At 49.1% G+C, this 14,894-nt stretch carries 25 protein-coding genes and 1 pseudogene; 17 read left to right on the forward strand and 9 right to left on the reverse strand.

Going from position 1 to position 14,894, the window contains the following annotated elements; all coding sequences use genetic code 11:
• Positions 1–12: 12 nt before the first annotated feature.
• The 9 genes and pseudogenes from AC3ISQ_RS05740 to AC3ISQ_RS05780 all read right to left on the reverse strand — a co-directional run bounded on the left by AC3ISQ_RS05740 (position 13) and on the right by AC3ISQ_RS05780 (position 5,615).
• Positions 13–135 carry a hypothetical protein gene (locus AC3ISQ_RS05740; RefSeq protein WP_489351356.1) on the reverse strand — a complete coding sequence of 41 codons (123 nt, stop codon included), beginning with the start codon at positions 133–135 and terminating at the stop codon, positions 13–15.
• The gene (locus tag AC3ISQ_RS05745) at positions 132–827 is read right to left on the reverse strand and encodes a hypothetical protein (protein WP_489351358.1); all 696 of its coding nucleotides are present in this window, start codon (positions 825–827) and stop codon (positions 132–134) included. Before AC3ISQ_RS05745 ends, AC3ISQ_RS05740 begins: the two co-directional genes overlap by 4 nt.
• Positions 824–1,012 carry a DUF1482 family protein gene (locus AC3ISQ_RS05750; RefSeq protein WP_489351360.1) on the reverse strand — a complete coding sequence of 63 codons (189 nt, stop codon included), beginning with the start codon at positions 1,010–1,012 and terminating at the stop codon, positions 824–826. Before AC3ISQ_RS05750 ends, AC3ISQ_RS05745 begins: the two co-directional genes overlap by 4 nt.
• Positions 1,012–1,545: an HD family hydrolase gene (locus tag AC3ISQ_RS05755; RefSeq protein ID WP_489351362.1), complete on the reverse strand. Its 534-nt coding sequence runs from the start codon at positions 1,543–1,545 to the stop codon at positions 1,012–1,014. The genes AC3ISQ_RS05750 and AC3ISQ_RS05755 overlap by 1 nt, the downstream gene beginning before the upstream one ends.
• An 85-nt stretch (positions 1,546–1,630) precedes the next feature.
• A complete protein-coding gene (locus AC3ISQ_RS05760; protein ID WP_489351363.1) occupies positions 1,631–2,458 on the reverse strand; it encodes a YfdQ family protein in 828 nt (275 codons plus the stop codon).
• Positions 2,459–2,512: 54 nt separating this feature from the next.
• A pseudogene (locus tag AC3ISQ_RS05765) lies at positions 2,513–2,885 on the reverse strand (hypothetical protein).
• Positions 2,886–3,440: 555 nt separating this feature from the next.
• Entirely contained in the window at positions 3,441–3,668 is a 228-nt protein-coding gene (locus AC3ISQ_RS05770) for a hypothetical protein (RefSeq protein WP_489351365.1), read from the reverse strand.
• 345 nt (positions 3,669–4,013) lie between these two features.
• Complete coding sequence (locus AC3ISQ_RS05775) at positions 4,014–4,409, reverse strand: hypothetical protein (RefSeq protein ID WP_489351367.1); 396 nt, start codon at positions 4,407–4,409, stop codon at positions 4,014–4,016.
• 186 nt (positions 4,410–4,595) lie between these two features.
• Entirely contained in the window at positions 4,596–5,615 is a 1,020-nt protein-coding gene (locus AC3ISQ_RS05780; protein WP_489351368.1) for a S24 family peptidase, read from the reverse strand.
• A 2-nt stretch (positions 5,616–5,617) separates the two neighbouring features.
• Here AC3ISQ_RS05780 and AC3ISQ_RS05785 point away from each other — a divergent pair, with 2 nt between their 5' ends.
• From AC3ISQ_RS05785 to AC3ISQ_RS05865, 17 genes are all read left to right on the forward strand, one after another.
• Positions 5,618–5,854: a DNA-binding protein gene (locus tag AC3ISQ_RS05785; RefSeq protein ID WP_489351370.1), complete on the forward strand. Its 237-nt coding sequence runs from the start codon at positions 5,618–5,620 to the stop codon at positions 5,852–5,854.
• A 45-nt stretch (positions 5,855–5,899) separates the two neighbouring features.
• Positions 5,900–6,430: a YmfL family putative regulatory protein gene (locus AC3ISQ_RS05790; protein WP_489351371.1), complete on the forward strand. Its 531-nt coding sequence runs from the start codon at positions 5,900–5,902 to the stop codon at positions 6,428–6,430.
• A 194-nt stretch (positions 6,431–6,624) separates the two neighbouring features.
• Positions 6,625–7,314 carry a phage antirepressor KilAC domain-containing protein gene (locus AC3ISQ_RS05795; protein ID WP_489351372.1) on the forward strand — a complete coding sequence of 230 codons (690 nt, stop codon included), beginning with the start codon at positions 6,625–6,627 and terminating at the stop codon, positions 7,312–7,314.
• A gap of 1 nt (position 7,315) precedes the next feature.
• Positions 7,316–7,495, forward strand: a complete 180-nt coding sequence (locus AC3ISQ_RS05800) for a DUF4222 domain-containing protein (protein ID WP_489351373.1) — start codon at positions 7,316–7,318, stop codon at positions 7,493–7,495.
• Positions 7,492–8,331, forward strand: coding sequence for a conserved phage C-terminal domain-containing protein (locus tag AC3ISQ_RS05805; RefSeq protein WP_489351374.1), 840 nt, complete (start codon positions 7,492–7,494; stop codon positions 8,329–8,331). Before AC3ISQ_RS05800 ends, AC3ISQ_RS05805 begins: the two co-directional genes overlap by 4 nt.
• Entirely contained in the window at positions 8,328–9,014 is a 687-nt protein-coding gene (locus AC3ISQ_RS05810) for a replication protein P (protein WP_489351375.1), read from the forward strand. The genes AC3ISQ_RS05805 and AC3ISQ_RS05810 overlap by 4 nt, the downstream gene beginning before the upstream one ends.
• Positions 9,011–9,553, forward strand: a complete 543-nt coding sequence (locus AC3ISQ_RS05815) for a phage N-6-adenine-methyltransferase (protein WP_489351376.1) — start codon at positions 9,011–9,013, stop codon at positions 9,551–9,553. The genes AC3ISQ_RS05810 and AC3ISQ_RS05815 overlap by 4 nt, the downstream gene beginning before the upstream one ends.
• Positions 9,550–9,918 (forward strand): RusA family crossover junction endodeoxyribonuclease, encoded by a 369-nt coding sequence (locus AC3ISQ_RS05820; protein ID WP_489351377.1) that lies wholly within the window; start codon positions 9,550–9,552, stop codon positions 9,916–9,918. Before AC3ISQ_RS05815 ends, AC3ISQ_RS05820 begins: the two co-directional genes overlap by 4 nt.
• The gene (locus tag AC3ISQ_RS05825) at positions 9,915–10,940 is read left to right on the forward strand and encodes a DUF968 domain-containing protein (RefSeq protein WP_489351379.1); all 1,026 of its coding nucleotides are present in this window, start codon (positions 9,915–9,917) and stop codon (positions 10,938–10,940) included. Before AC3ISQ_RS05820 ends, AC3ISQ_RS05825 begins: the two co-directional genes overlap by 4 nt.
• Positions 10,937–11,773: an antitermination protein Q gene (locus AC3ISQ_RS05830; RefSeq protein ID WP_489351381.1), complete on the forward strand. Its 837-nt coding sequence runs from the start codon at positions 10,937–10,939 to the stop codon at positions 11,771–11,773. The genes AC3ISQ_RS05825 and AC3ISQ_RS05830 overlap by 4 nt, the downstream gene beginning before the upstream one ends.
• Positions 11,774–12,055: 282 nt before the next feature.
• Positions 12,056–12,316: a type II toxin-antitoxin system RelE family toxin gene (locus AC3ISQ_RS05835; protein ID WP_489351383.1), complete on the forward strand. Its 261-nt coding sequence runs from the start codon at positions 12,056–12,058 to the stop codon at positions 12,314–12,316.
• Positions 12,317–12,383: 67 nt separating this feature from the next.
• Positions 12,384–12,758 carry a helix-turn-helix domain-containing protein gene (locus tag AC3ISQ_RS05840; protein ID WP_489351385.1) on the forward strand — a complete coding sequence of 125 codons (375 nt, stop codon included), beginning with the start codon at positions 12,384–12,386 and terminating at the stop codon, positions 12,756–12,758.
• Between the two features lie 207 nt (positions 12,759–12,965).
• A complete protein-coding gene (locus tag AC3ISQ_RS05845) occupies positions 12,966–13,361 on the forward strand; it encodes a phage holin family protein (RefSeq protein ID WP_489351387.1) in 396 nt (131 codons plus the stop codon).
• Positions 13,358–13,969: a glycoside hydrolase family 19 protein gene (locus tag AC3ISQ_RS05850; protein ID WP_489351389.1), complete on the forward strand. Its 612-nt coding sequence runs from the start codon at positions 13,358–13,360 to the stop codon at positions 13,967–13,969. Before AC3ISQ_RS05845 ends, AC3ISQ_RS05850 begins: the two co-directional genes overlap by 4 nt.
• Positions 13,970–14,171: 202 nt before the next feature.
• On the forward strand, positions 14,172–14,543 hold the full coding sequence (locus tag AC3ISQ_RS05855) for a DUF2570 family protein (RefSeq protein ID WP_489351391.1): 372 nt from the start codon (positions 14,172–14,174) through the stop codon (positions 14,541–14,543).
• Entirely contained in the window at positions 14,479–14,697 is a 219-nt protein-coding gene (lysC, locus tag AC3ISQ_RS05860; protein ID WP_489351393.1) for an Rz1-like lysis system protein LysC, read from the forward strand. The genes AC3ISQ_RS05855 and lysC overlap by 65 nt, the downstream gene beginning before the upstream one ends.
• Positions 14,697–14,894 (forward strand): hypothetical protein, encoded by a 198-nt coding sequence (locus tag AC3ISQ_RS05865; RefSeq protein WP_489351395.1) that lies wholly within the window; start codon positions 14,697–14,699, stop codon positions 14,892–14,894. The genes lysC and AC3ISQ_RS05865 overlap by 1 nt, the downstream gene beginning before the upstream one ends.

Below are 14,894 nucleotides of genomic sequence, written 5' to 3' on the forward strand. Positions count from 1 at the left end.
GGTGACAATCTTCTAGATCAATTTGGAAGGCTGCATCTTCCCAACTGTTTGGGCTTCATCAGCATCAACACCACTGATCACTTTGCGGAATTCAACGGTGGCTGTGCCGGTCAAAACAACGGTTTTCTTGCTCACGATGCAGCCTCCAGTTGATAAACGAAGAATTTATCCATAGAGATATTCACCAGACTGCGCTGGTCGTATCGTTGGATGCCCCAAACGATGGCGTATAGGCACCAGATGAAGTGGCTGCTAGCCTCTCGACAATTGGCTTCGAAGAAGTCGGTAAGTTCGATGTGTTCGCAACTGAAGTTATGAACTGCGGTTACCGCTTCATGCTCATAATCTGAGGCCTGTTTCAGTTCGTCGATGGCCTCCATAGCGTCATCTTTGGCTTCTTCGAATTCGTCCGCATCATCAAATTCATCAGCGGCGTACTCCAGCCAGTCATCCAAATACTGCTGGGCACGGGCTTCGAAAGCCTCTGGTGACCAATCGGTATAAGCGTCACGGCGATAGCCACTGCCATGCTGTAATTTCTCCGCCCAATAACCGGGGTTGATAGACAATCCGCTATCCTTCTTCATGAAGTCGTTATTATTCATTCGGAAGAAATCGAACATGTCATGCAACCGGCTGAAAACGTATGTCCCCATGTCACCGCCAATGCACAGATGGCCTGGCCAAGTTGTCAGCGTAAAGTGATAGATGCTGCTGCGACCGCGTGAGAAGTGGAGGTGACGAAACACTCCATCTTCGTTCTCAACGCTCATAGCGTGTCCGAGAACATCGCGTTCAAAGTTAGTTAGAACATCTGCGTTAGTCATTTGACCTCACTGATTTTCTGGGCTGCAGGGATCACTGAATCCACTGGCAGACATTCATACTGAGGTGGCAGCTGCTGCTGGTGGACGTCCGTCAAGCAGTTAGAACGATCTGGATACACCCATCCCTGTGGCACGTAATCACATGGCTGGTGGGTGTAGCAGACCAATAGGAATAGGCCGAACATCACGCAACCCTCTCATTAAAAAGCTGTCGGAAGCGCTGTATGAATTCGGTGCGTGCCTGAACAGGGTTAAATGGCGTCACTAGAATTTCATCCGACGGTATGATCCCGTCTAGCATCGGCCATGGCGTGCCGTCGTCAATGTCCAGATCACGGCGTTCTGTAGCTAGCATTACCAGATCAGCCTGTTTCACTATTGGGCTAATAGTTGCCGGTAATTCGAATTTGAGGCGTATAGCGAAGTCGATATTGTTTTCGATACCTCGATAATCTGGTATTAACGCCTTTAATGGCGATGGAATATCTTTGCAATAAGCTTCATGTGCATCATGTAATAATGCTTCTAGTGCAAACGAAGGTGGAACAATTTTACTGATTAATACGCAATGCTGAGCTACGCTATAGAAATCAGGAATGTGTCCTGCAAAACGACATTCATGCGATAGCGCTTGTGCAATATCTTCAATGCAAATTGATTTAATAGATGGCTTTACATAGTCAAAATGCAAACCGGTAAACGTCTTAATCCACGACATAAATACTTCTCCTCACGATTTTTGGCAACACTTCACCAAATGCCCCATAAATGAGGCATTTGAGATAACGTTACAGAGTTAAATATTAGGCTTTGAAATTACCGATAAAGGTTTCAACCGATTCACCATCGAATTTACTGATCAGTAGATCGCGAAATTCGGTGGCAATATCTTCTTCCTGTGCTTCAAGTTGAACAATACGTAGAACAAAGCAAGGTTCGTCACTTTTCAGCAGGCTATTACGCAGACTGAAACGACGCTCCTCCAGTCCTTCATAAGGCAAGCATTTAAATTCAAATGCGACCGGCATAACGTCTTTGCTGCTGGCTTCAATGCTTTGCATGAGTGACTTCTTACCACTGAAATCACCATCTTCATGATCAGCTTCTGACATCTGCTTAATACTAACTCGGCGAACCGCAGTAGCTGCTTGAGCGATCTCCATTGTCTTGCCTTCGGCATCGAAGGCTGTCAGGTAGTCACTCCAGTCCTCAAGCCATTCCGCAATTTTTTTCTGGTTTAGACGATTTCCATCGATAGCCAGTAGCGCGCGGAATGGGGCTGTCTTCTTGAGCGTGATCGCGGCGACGTTATCGGCATGTCCAGGGTTTTCTAAAGAGCCGATATTAAACACAGCGCGAGCGCTCATGTTTTCTGCATCAATGAAGCAGCGGGCGGGTGATTCTGCATTGGCATATCCAGTGGAGTAGCGAGCAAAATCTTCAATACTTGTTGTTTCCATAGCGCCACGGAAACGGAACCGGTTTTCGTTGAAGCGCTCAAGGCTTTCAACGCCAACGTTGTTTGGCAGAACAACTACAGGGCAATCGGTAATATTTACATCATCTAGGTATGAAGCAGCCAATGTGAGGTGTTGAATTTTATCGATTGCCGAACCATCTAATTGAGACATAAAACATTCCTTTTGGATTAATAAAGCAAAGAGATTGATGAATATTGACTAATGCTATTTGGCTACGCGTAATTTACCGTCGGTATTACCGTCACGCGTAAATAATTGACCCTGGTCTTCCTGTAGAATAGTTAGCTTTCCACCTTTCCCTACATACATAGGTGTTTCGGTTGTATCTTCTTCCGAAACTTTACCGCGCGGGGTGGGAATTACGTATTTCAACTGATGCTTAATACCCACACGCTTTTCTTCAATTGAATTACTTAGGCGATCAATGTCAAAGGTAACAACTAGCTTTCCTTTGCCACCGTTATTGATAACGCCTAGAGCGATATTATTTAGGGCACCAGATATTTTGTTTTCAAAGATACCGGCGTCCAGCTCGCCCAAAAAAGTCGGGCACGTTGGTCTTGCGGTCTTCACTCATAGATTAATCCTCACACAAGATTAAAAAGGGCGGCCAGACCCATGAACATTATCCTCACCTCTTAGTAGGTTGAAGATAGGCGTGGCCGCCAAAACTACACACAGCAATGGAGCAAGGTTGTGGTGGCTGGTGTTAGGTCCAGCGCCCGGCGGTGCACGTCTATGTCTGCTTTGCCGGATCCTTCACCACAACTAGAAGCCCACTGTCGCTGCTATCCCTAACCGCCAGTCCGCGCATTCCAGTACGGAGTGGGCTTTTAGTTGTGTGCTCCGTAACGTGGAGCGGACGGACGGGGTTTAAGCCTCACGGGGCATTCTTTAACCGGGATTACGTCGTCAACCGGTTTCACTGCCGTGACAGGGAGGGTTACTTGCCGTTCACCTTTTCCAAAACACACCGGCTTGCACCGGGCGGCCCGTTTCGAATCAAATTCAGTTCACTTCAAAAACTGTGTCTAAAAGTTCCTGCTTATCGGCATCAAGCACCGCGACATAACCATTGTTGAAAAGTGCCAATAACCATTCGATCGATACGTTATGGTAATTTGCCATCGCATTACTCCAGCAGTGTGATCCGTCTAGATACGTCATAATCTGAAAACTGCGTGTCACCAAGATCCTGAGGACCATTAAGGCCGGCAAAGCCATCAACACGAATGATGCTATGTGCAGGGCGGTTTGGTTTACCTGCGATGCGCATGATAAATGTGCCGACTTCCTGAGTTACACCAAGCGCCGGCTTGATAAGTACTCGGTCGCCATTTTTCAGTGATGTTGGTTTCATAACACTCCCGCTGCCATCCCGATGTAGTGCAACATTACTGCAATAATCACACCCCAACATACAATCCCTAACATCACTGCCCTACATCCGATCTTGCTCATACCTAGCGCTTCCCTTCTGAAATTGGCCGGGTTTTTAACCACGCCCGGCACGTGGTATCTTGGAGGTGCTTAAACAACCAAGAAAAAGGAATTTGTATGGCATTTTTTGAAACTAAAACCGCTCTTGGCACTTCGTCATCAAATTATGATGCTGCTGCAGAGGCGGTACTTATCTCCCTAGTTACTGTTCTGGCTAGACAAGCTGAAAGTCCGAACAAATTTATCTGGGAGATTGAAAATGAAGTTAAGGCTCGCCTTTCTCCTGATAACCGCAGCTCGTCACTTGAGATTGCTCAGGAGATACTTTCTGCTGTACGGGAGCAAACTCTGAAATAAATTGATGCTTCAGTTGCAGCGAGATCGCTTCGGCGGTTTCGCTTTTATCCTGCATCCGATAGCCTTGTACGTCTGGATAGAGAACCGAACGGATAACGGCGCGCTGCGTTGTAGCCTTCTGCAGTGTGATCTGGGCGCGAAGTAGCTTTTCGGACAATTTCACCATTCCTGCAGCAGCAATTACATCAACATCAACTTTTTTAATGCCCCATGCAGCGCTGGCCATTACCAAGTACTGCAGATCTGCGAGGTGCTTGTCGCGCTCCTCGGTCATGCCTGCAATGATTTTGTTGATCTCTTCCATTATCTAATTCCTTGCTGAGTATCTGGCTGTGTGCCTGTTTGCTGCCGATTGGATTAAATATGAACTAATGGTTCATTAATATCAAGTACCAAAAGTACATAATATTAATGTTTTTATCTTTTTTATTATCAATTCATTGATTTTAAGACGAAAAAAAACCGCATTTGCGGTTCTTTTTGTAGTGGGTTAAGCGAAGTCTACGAATTGCATGGGGAGTTGTTTTATTAGTTTCCCGAAAATATAAAGTTCATACATTTCGTGCTCCTCAATGGTAAATGGAGGGTAGCGGTCATTATCTGAAATCACAGCTAGCTTGCGACCTTTTACTCGCTGCAGACGCTTAACGAACGTGGCATCTTCAAAGCAGAACACATATACACCGTCACCATTAAAGTGATCGACCTTTGAGTCGATGAATAGAAGGTCCCGAGGGCGCAGGGTAGGAACCATGCTATCGCCATCAACGTTCATGATTCTGATGCCGTCGAGATTTTTTCTACCAAAAAGTTCGTAGATCCTTTCTTTTGGAATTTCTATGGAGCGGATTACTTCCGGAAAATCTCGATTGATATAACCGCTTCGGCCTGCGCTGGCGTAAACCTCCAATTGTTCGAGCTTTTCCGAATCATGACTTGCGGGCAACACCTCTCCAACACCATAGTCAAGGTACGGCATTGTCACACCGAAGTGCTTCGCGATTTTCTCTAACTTCTCATCCCTAGGTTTTGCTGTGCCAAGCGTATATCGACGAGCCATTTCATACGAGACCCCACTGATATCTTTAAGTGCATTCACATCAACCTCCTTACTAACCATAAGAGAGTTTAGACGATCAGCGAAGTCTGTGTATTTGGTTTCAGAGGATGGATCTAGATCAGAACCCGGGGATTCACCAACGCCTATTTGTAACCAGGCTTTATCAACCTGAAGAAGATTAGCTAAGACTGAAATTTTTGATGGGCGTGGGATCGCCTCAGCATTTAGCCACTTACTTACAGCCTTGGGAGTGACCTTCAGGGCTTTAGAAATAACTACACCACGGCCACGCTCATCAAATCCGGCATGTTTACAGGCTAGCGCAAGCCTTGCCGAGAACTCTTCGCGCGCTTTTTCATCCTGAACCATTGGTTCAATAATAGATAAACTTGCATGAACTTTCAGTTCAGTATTATCATGTACTTTAAGTTCATTTAAAGGTGGTGACATATATGACCAATCAGACGCTAGAGGATGTAATTAAGGATATTGGCATTCCGGCAGTAGCGGTGGTCTGCGGGGTATCTCAAAGAGCGATATACAAATGGATCTCCAAGGGAGCTCTTCCAAGAACTGACTTTTGTGGGGAAACCAATTACGCAGCAAACATTGCCAAATTATCCGGTGGTAAATACTCAAAAAAGCAAATTCTTGTAATTAGTAAGCAGGCTTTTTCTGCCGACAATTAAACAATTTTATCGACAGAAATAAAACCACATAAGCGGAGAAACATTGTGGACAACAAAGACTTTCCAACTCAGGACGACATCAGTGAGGCAATACACAAGCTGATTACGCTTTTCCCCGGCAAATACGGCGCGATGGCGCAGCAGCTGGATCCGGTAACCGGAACTGAAAACGCGCTTCGTAACCGCGTTCGTCAAGTGGCAGGACAGGTTGTGCCATTAGGAATGGCTGTGGAAATGGAGTCTATCTCCGGGTGCTGCGATATCACCGAAGCGATGTGCAAACGCGCTGGTGGTGTTTTCGTGAAGTTGCCAGCCGTCGAGCAGATGGGTAATGAGGAGCTGCTTTTCAAATTCAACGATCTGCTGTCTTCGCTGGGGCAATTCGCGAGATTCCATAACGAGTCCACTGCTGACGGGGTTTTAGATCGCGATGAAAGCAAGCGTATGAAGGCGAAAGGTTACCGCGTTCAGTCGCTGGTGGCAGAGATCATGGTGGTAACAGAAATGCTATTTGGCGTGGACGACGCCCAGAGTTGCAGCTCCGGGCGTCTGTTTGCGACTAAATCAACTGTGTGAGGAGACTATTCGCATGAGCAGTTTAACAACAACTTATCGCCGGTCGCAACTAAGGTCGCTCCCGGTATCTGGCGGTAAAGCCCCGGTGAGTTATTGCTATGTAGTGAGAGTACCGGGCGGGTGGGAACCAATCAACCACAGCTTCCGTGATTGGTCTGTGGGTGAATTCAATCAGCAGACTGCGGAGGCGCATAGTGAACAGCTTAACTAACGTTATCAGACGTCCAGACTTCCCAGCCATGAGTAGTCTTGAAATCGCTGGCCTGTGTGAAAAGCGTCATGATCATGTCATAGCAGACATTAGAACCATGCTGTTACAGCTCAATATTCAATCTCCCGAGTTTTCGGGAGATTACCGCGATGAGCGTGGCCGTAGCTATCCCTGCTTTAATCTGCCGAAAGATTTGTGTTTGACGCTGGTATCAGGCTATAGCGTCCTGCTACGTAAACGCATCATCGATCGCTGGTTAGAGCTGGAACAGACCAATCAACAAGCTGTTCCGCAATCACTTCCAGAAGCCCTCCGCCTTGCTGCTGACATGGCTGAACAGAAAACCGCATTGGAGCACAAGGTTCAGCAAGACGCGCCGAAAGTGGCTTTTGTCGATCACTATGTTGATGCCAGCGGCGCTAAAGGCCTGCGTGAGACTGCCAAAATCCTGAACATGCCTGAGAAGGCAATGATTGACGCTCTGCTACGCGACAAGGTTCTGTTTCGTCAGTCCGGCAATTTGCTTCCCCATGCCCTAAAACAGCGCGACGGCTTATTCACGGTTAAAACCGGCACATCCGATTTTGGTCACGCGTTTGTTCAAACCCGCGTAACGCCACGTGGCATCCAATGGATCGCCGATCGGTACGCCTCAGAACTGATGGTGGGCTGATATGAGCGAAAACGTCCAAATACTAGACCGCTACTACCGTGACTCTCACGGCATCATCGTGCATGTGATCCGCTATGAGCGAGACACCCAACGGGTTATTTACATGCGTCCCGGCTATGAGTGGGAGTGCGTTGCACCAAAAATCATCTTCAGAGCCAGATTTACCGAGGTTGTTGTATGAGTACGAAATTAACTTCATACGTCTGGGACGGCTGCGCGGCTGCGGGTATGAAGATATCGATGGTGGCGATCATGGCGCGCCTGGCTGATTTCAGCAGTGATGAGGGGTTGTGTTGGCCTTCCGTTGGCACGATTGCCCGTCAGATTGGCGCGGGTGAAAGCACAGTGCGCACTGCGTTGGCAAAGCTGGAGCAGGACGGCTGGATAGTTCGCAAACAGAGACGCAATGGTAACCGTAACGCCTCTAACGTCTATCAGTTGAACGTGGAGAAACTGCGTAAAGCCGCTCAATCATCAGATTCTGACCCGTCAAAATCTGATGCATCAAAATTTGATGCATCAAAATTTGACGCCTCAAAATCTGCCCCGTCGGAATCCAGCAAGAAAGCCGGTTTTCACCCGTCAGAATCTGGCGGGGATCCGTCAGTAAATTCAACACCAGAACCATCAGATAAAAACTCTTGTCAGCTTCCTGCGGAAACCGACGAACCAGCTGGGCTGGTTCTGAATCATTTCAACGCAGTTACCGACTCCAGCTATCGCGATGGAAAAACCACGATGGGTTATATCCGTGGCCGGCTGGCAGAGGATTACACCCCTGAAGACCTGATCTTGGTTGTTGACTACCTCACGGCCAAATGGCTCAACGATCCGAAGATGGGCGATTACTTGCGACCAAAGACCCTGTTTGGCCCAGAGAACTGCGCTGACTATTTCGAGAAGGCCAAAAAGTGGAAAGCGAGCGGTAAACCTGCATGTGTGAATGGTCAGTGGGTTATTCAGCAAGCCCATACAGCGCACTGGAACAGCCAAGAAGCTTGGGAGAACACGCTATGAAAAAACTGATGACTGCAATTCAAAACCGTGATGCCGGTGCATTGGCTAAGTTGATGCCAGCGGAACAACCCCGCGTCGTTAACGATCAGGCTGAAAAGTTGGTTGATGCGTTGTTCGCCAACTTGATGCAGATCTTCCCGGCGGCACGCCAGACCGCACTTAGTACCCCTGGGGACGTAGCAGCTGCAAAACGCCAATGGATACTTGCTTTTGCAGAGAGCGGCATTCGAACGCGTGAGCAACTTTCAGCAGGTATGCGCATAGCGCGTCAGCAGGAAACCGACTTCTGGCCAAGTTGCGGAAAATTTATCGGCTGGTGCAAGGCTGGTGTAGCTGAAGGTGCGGGTTTGCCGTCTCTAGACGAGGCTGTAGCAGAGTTTGACCGCTATAGCGCCACCCGCGATCTGTTTGAGTCAGCAGAGGTATTCGACTGGTCTCATCCTGTTTTGTACTGGGTCGTGCTCGATGTTCGTCGTGCCATGCACCGTTACAACCAAACCGAATCAGAAACCCGTAAGTCTATTCAGCACCAGTTGACGTTATGGGCGAAGCGTTTGGCGAAAGGTGAGCAGATCCCAGCCCCTGCGAAGCAAATTGCAGCACCAAAAAAGTCAGTCGGGCTAACTCCTGCGCAAATGATGATGGCTGAGTACGAGCGTCGCAAAAGGGAGGGTTGGCTGTGACTGTACATGCAAGCAATACACCAGCTGAGCACAAAGATCGCTGGCAGACTCCGATCGAGGTGTTCAACGCTTTGGATGTCGAATTTGGTTTTTACCTTGATGCCGCCGCTGAACGCAGTAACGCGCTGTGCGCACGTTACCTGACTGAGCAGGATAACGCGCTGGCATCAGAGTGGGAGAGCTACGGCGCGATCTGGTGTAACCCTCCATATAGTGCGATCACCCCATGGGTTGAAAAAGCGGCGCAGCAGTGCCGGGAACAAAATCAGCCGATCGTAATGTTGCTGCCTGCCGATACGTCCACCGGTTGGTTCTCGCTGGCGCTGCAGAGCGTTGACGAAGTGCGGTTTATCACCGGTGGGCGGTTGTCATTTATTAGCGCTGAAACGGGGAAGCCCGGTAAGAACGGCAATAGTAAAGGCAGCCTGTTATTCATCTGGCGGCCATTCATCAAGCCGCGCTGCCAGTTTACGACGGTATCCCGTGATGAGTTGATCAGCATTGGTGCTGCTATTCAGGAAGAGGTAAAGGCCGCATGAAATTGACTTTACCATTCCCGCCAAGCGTCAATAGTTACTGGAGAACACCCCGCAAAGGCTCATTGGCAGGGTATACGTTGATCAGCGAGCGTGGGCGTTCATTCCGTGCCGAAGCGATGGCCTGCGTGCTCGAGCAACTCCGCCGCAAACCGAAGACGATCACTGCGCTGGTGGCTGTTTCAATCACCCTGTACCCACCAGATCGGCGATCACGTGATCTGGATAACTTCCTGAAAGCGCCGCTGGACGCGCTGACACATGCCGGGGTATGGAAAGACGACAGCCAAGTGAAGCGCCTACAACTTGAATGGGGCGCAATAACGCCAGGCGGCAAGATTGAGTTATCGATCGAGGTGAGCGGATGAAAGCACTACTGAACCCCATCATCGTCAAGGAACTGGGGCAAGTCATTTTAAAACCGGGTAGTGAGCTGTTGCCCTTGTTCCAAGGTCGCGTGCTAGTGGGGAGTGAGCCCAACGAGTTCAAATCTCTACCCTCTGGCCGTTTGCCCGATGTAAGTCAACACCTATCTGCCGATCAGCGGCTAACGCCCTTCTTTCAAAATAAAAGGGTGATTGCTGCTGCTGGCGGTGTTAGCTCGCTAATATCGAGGCTTGAGCGTTTGAATAAATGCCAATGGCAGTCAGAAAGTCACGATCGGAATATAACGACGTTACGTTATGGCCTGAGCGCTATCCGTATGTGTTGGCATCACGAAGTAAAATACCGGCACATTGAAGAGCCTAGACTCGAAGCATTAGCAAATGCAAATCTGGCAGAGTGGGTTGTCGATCACGTCCGTGGGCATTTCTTATTACCGAAAGACCACCAGCTAACCTGGCCTGAGCTGTGCTATTGGGCCGTGATCCGTGGTGTTCATGATCTGTTGCCGGATTCTATCGCCGCCGCCGCTTTGCGACTTCCCGAGCGCATAATTGCTACAGGGACACGCAAAGAAGTCGATATGGATTGCACTCCGTCGGCGCGGGAAATCATCCAGCAATATATTGAACCGATTAAACCGGTTGTTGCTGTTGACGTCGATCCTGAGCCACCAGCCGGTTTTATGCTACGGCCGAAGATGATGCGCTGGGAAAATGCCAAATACACGCGCTGGGTGAAGTCACTGCCGTGCTGTTGCGGCTGCGGTCAACAAGCGGATGATCCACACCACATTATTGATCACGGCTTTGGCGGTACAGGCACAAAGCCAAGCGACATCTTCACTATTCCTCTAACCCGCCAATGCCATAACAGACTGCACGATGACGTCGCAGCGTGGGAGGCGGAACACGGCAGCCAACTTTATCACCTGGCCAGAACGCTTGATCGGGCGTTCGGCATTGGGGCAATCATCACAGCAAACAAACGCGGGGCAAAGGTATGAAACTCGAAAGCACTGTAAAATTCTTCTCTCCTCAATCCCCGTCAATTACAGATGTGCCAAAGGCGACAGGTGGCGATTCATTAACCGCTACCGATACCATGGCAGCAATAGGTATGTGTCAGGCTCAGGTTCCGTTGGGACTGACTGCATTCTTCGGCAAAATGGGGGTAAGCGACTCGGATAAAGTCAAAGCTGTTCTACTGCTTGCCGGTCGAGGGATGATTGAATCTGTCCGCGTGGCGCCCCTGCGAAAACTACAAGATGATGTTCGAGCTAAGGTTATTTTGATTATGTCGGTGTACGCCTTCTTGGATTACTCCCGCAGTGCTGCCAGCGTGGTGCCTTGTGATGCCTGCTGTGATGGCTTTGTTGAAGAACGGAAATTCGTCATGAATAAATTAGCTCATGTTCACGATACTGTAGCCAGCTTTGCGCGCGGTGACCTGCCTGCTAGCATTCAGCAGATGGAGAGCCGGGAAATGTTGGTAAAACACACCTATTACGATGTTACCCAGAAGGTGTGTAAGAAATGCAAGGGGAAGGGGCTAATTCAAACGTCTTGCAGGGATTGTTCTGGGCGCGGCAAAGCGATCAATAGGAAAGAGTCAGAGAAGCAAGGTGTCCCAGTCAAAATGGATTGTGAACGGTGCAGCGGTCGTGGTTACGAGAGAATTCCGGCATCTCGGGCTTTTGATGTCATTCAAACAGTGACAACCGGCATTTCATCAGCAACGTGGGACAAAACGGTCAAGCCATTTTATGACGATTTGATCCGGATGCTCGACAGTGAAGAGGGCAGCGCTGAACAAGCATTGAGGAAGGTGACCGCATAACGTGGATTAATTCATCAGTAGCTATTTACTTTTTCCGAAAATTGGGTGATTATCTCTCTAACACTAGAAATCCGCCTGATTGTTAGAGTGATTTCTGAAAAGCCCGAGGTTAATAGCCTTGGGCTTTGTCGTTTCTGGGAGGCCGGAAAAGCTGCGAATAATGGTAATACCACCACTCCCGCTTAGTCTTATATTTATATAAGAATTTCATTGACAATATAAGCATTAACCCTTATATTAAGTGCATCCAAACGGATATGCTCTTTAACAACGAGGGAAAAGATGGTCAAAGTGATTTGGTCCAAAGTTGCCGCCAAGCAGCTTATCCGGATCGACACGAGATACCAGAAAGCGATTAAGCAGAAAGTGGCATCGCTAACTGGCTTCCCGTTGGTTGAACTGGATATCAAAAAGCTGAAGGGTGAGGATACAAAATACAGGCTCAGGGTTGGTGATTACCGAGTGCTGTTTGAGGTAACCAATGGCGAACCAAAAGTATTGGAAGTGCAGGAAGTGAAGCGCAGACAGTCAAACACCTACTGACCGGCAAGGCGGGGTAACCCGCCAGCCTTTTCCTCGTTAAGGGTTCACTTATATCGGAGTTCATATTATGGCTGGCATTCAGTTTATTACTGATGAGAACGGCAACAAACAAGCGGTAGTCCTCCCTATTGGGGAGTACGAAAAACTGCTGGCCGCAGCTGATCGTGATGAGGATTACGTTTCTATCCCATACATCTCTGGGCCACATGATGATGAGACAATCCCCCATGAGGTGATTTCCATCATGGTCGATGAGGGGGTGTCCCTACAAGCGGCGTGGCGCATCCACTGCGGCTTTTCACAAACCGAGGTTGCAGGGAAGCTGGGTATAAAGCAGGCGTCGGTCTCTCAGTTCGAAAAATCAGACAGACCGCGGCAGGCGACGCTAGAAAAGCTGGCGAAGCTCTACGGCTGTCGAGAGACTCAGCTAACGCTGGATTAATTGCAACGACTACTATTGAGGCCGCCTTTGGGTGGCCTTTTTGCGTTTTAGTGGATCACATTTCAGCCGCTGGTGGTGTGTAACGGTTGGTGATCCACTGGCGACAATGACAAAAAAACAACGTCAATTACAGGGCTGCACTTCGGTGTGGCCTTTTCCATTTATAGCGCCCGGCGTTCGCTGAGCGGCAATCCTACTGGGTGCCAAATGCCATACAAAGACAACAACATCATTTCCATTTTAGCAGGGTGGTATGCGAATCATGCCCCTCAAATCAACGGAGGGATCATTACATTTATATTGGCCTGCGGCCGGGTTTTGTTTGAGGGCGGGAAGATACGGAAGGCATTTTTTGATGGCTTATTAACCGGATTAGTGTCCGTAACATCCGTTCCCGTGCTCGTCCCGATAGTTATCAGGCTAATCGAAATGGTGCCAGGTCTTGAATCAACGCTTTCAGCTCGAGAGGAATTGCGCGTCGATCTGTTCGTTTGTGCCTTTATCGGTGTCGTCGGTGCCAGGGCATTACGTGAGTTTGCATTATCAATGCTCAAAAAACTGGGTGGGCGTAGAAACAACACAGATGAGGGACAACAACAATGACACTAGAACAATTCAGAATAGCGGCTGATATTAGCCCTAAGTTGGCCGCCCGTTGGTTTCCGCATCTTGAAGCTGCGTTTGCAGAGTTCGGCATTAACGCACTGAATGAGCGAGCGATGTTTATTGCGCAAGTTGGGTATGAGTCCGGTGCATTCAGCCGCACAGTGGAAAACCTGAACTACACCCCTAAAGGGCTAACTAGCACATTCGGTAAGCGCATCACGCCTTATCAGGCCGAGATGCTCGGGCGCACACCGGCACATCCTGCGAACCAAGAAGCGATCGCCAATTTGGTTTACGCCGACCGGCTAGGTAACAAATCCCGTGGCGATGGTTGGAAATATCGAGGCCGTGGCCTGATCCAAGTAACAGGGCTGGATAACTACCGGGCTTGCGGCGCGACGCTAAGACTTGATTTCGTCGGTTCTCCCGAACTGCTCGAACAAGACTCAAACGCCATGCGATCGGCGGGTTGGTTCTGGCGCATGCGTAACTGCGGCAAGTATGCAGGCGACATCCAGCGGGTTACGCAACTGATCAACGGTGGTGATAACGGTATTGCAGACCGAAAGGAACGCTATAACCGTGCTAGTAAGGTGCTGGCATGAAGATAAAATTTGAGTTTTCAACGGCGCATTTTGCAGATGATTTAAAACCGTCACACGGGCCGCAAAGGTGGCCGTGGTGGCGTTTATTTTCATTCCGCGTTGTTCGTATAGATATGCACTGGCCATCTACTGGGCGTCGTATGTGGTTTTATACACGCTGGGGTGCCGGCTATGTGGGTATCATTTTAGACCGGCGTGCATCATGACGAGGATCACACGTTACAGCATGATTGGTGCGATCCTTGTTGCTATCTGCCTTGGTGCTTATAGCTCACTACTTTCGCAACGTTTGGATGCCGCTCAACAGCGAGAAGCCCAACAGCAAAAGACGCTAGCACAACAGACCGAGCTTATCGCAACGCTACAAACTCAGGATGTACAGAACCGAGCGTTGATGGCAGCACAGCAAGCCAAGGAGCAACAGTTACGCCAGCAGGCAGATACAGCACAAAGGAAATTACGCGATGCGATCAAAGACGATGCCTGCGCTGGGCAGTCTATGCCTGGTGATGTTGTTGAGCTCTTGCGCCCGAGCACCAGTAGTACCGCAGCAAGTGATTCTGTTGCCCCCTGAATCGGTTTTTACCCTTTGTGAGCAGCCGGTAATGCAGGGTGAAACGTGGGGCGATGTGGTGAGCTATACGCTGCGACTGCAAACAGCTCTATCAATATGTGCGGGGCAAGTCGCCACGCTAAATCAGTGGCGGATCGCCGCCGGGAGAATGTAATGGGCAAGGTTGTATTGAGCAATGAACAGATTAGGGCTCTAGCGGCGTTCGCTGAGAAAGAGGGGCAACCGATTTACACCATCACTGTGGGGATCGTTCCGGCATTTGAAGCAGAAGACGGAACCCATGTACCGGAATATGGCGGTTTGATCGCTTATTCCGAATCTGCAGAACATGGCGTGTTGCAACTGAACTAA

The organism is Serratia sp. KH_031 (assembly GCF_057839655.1).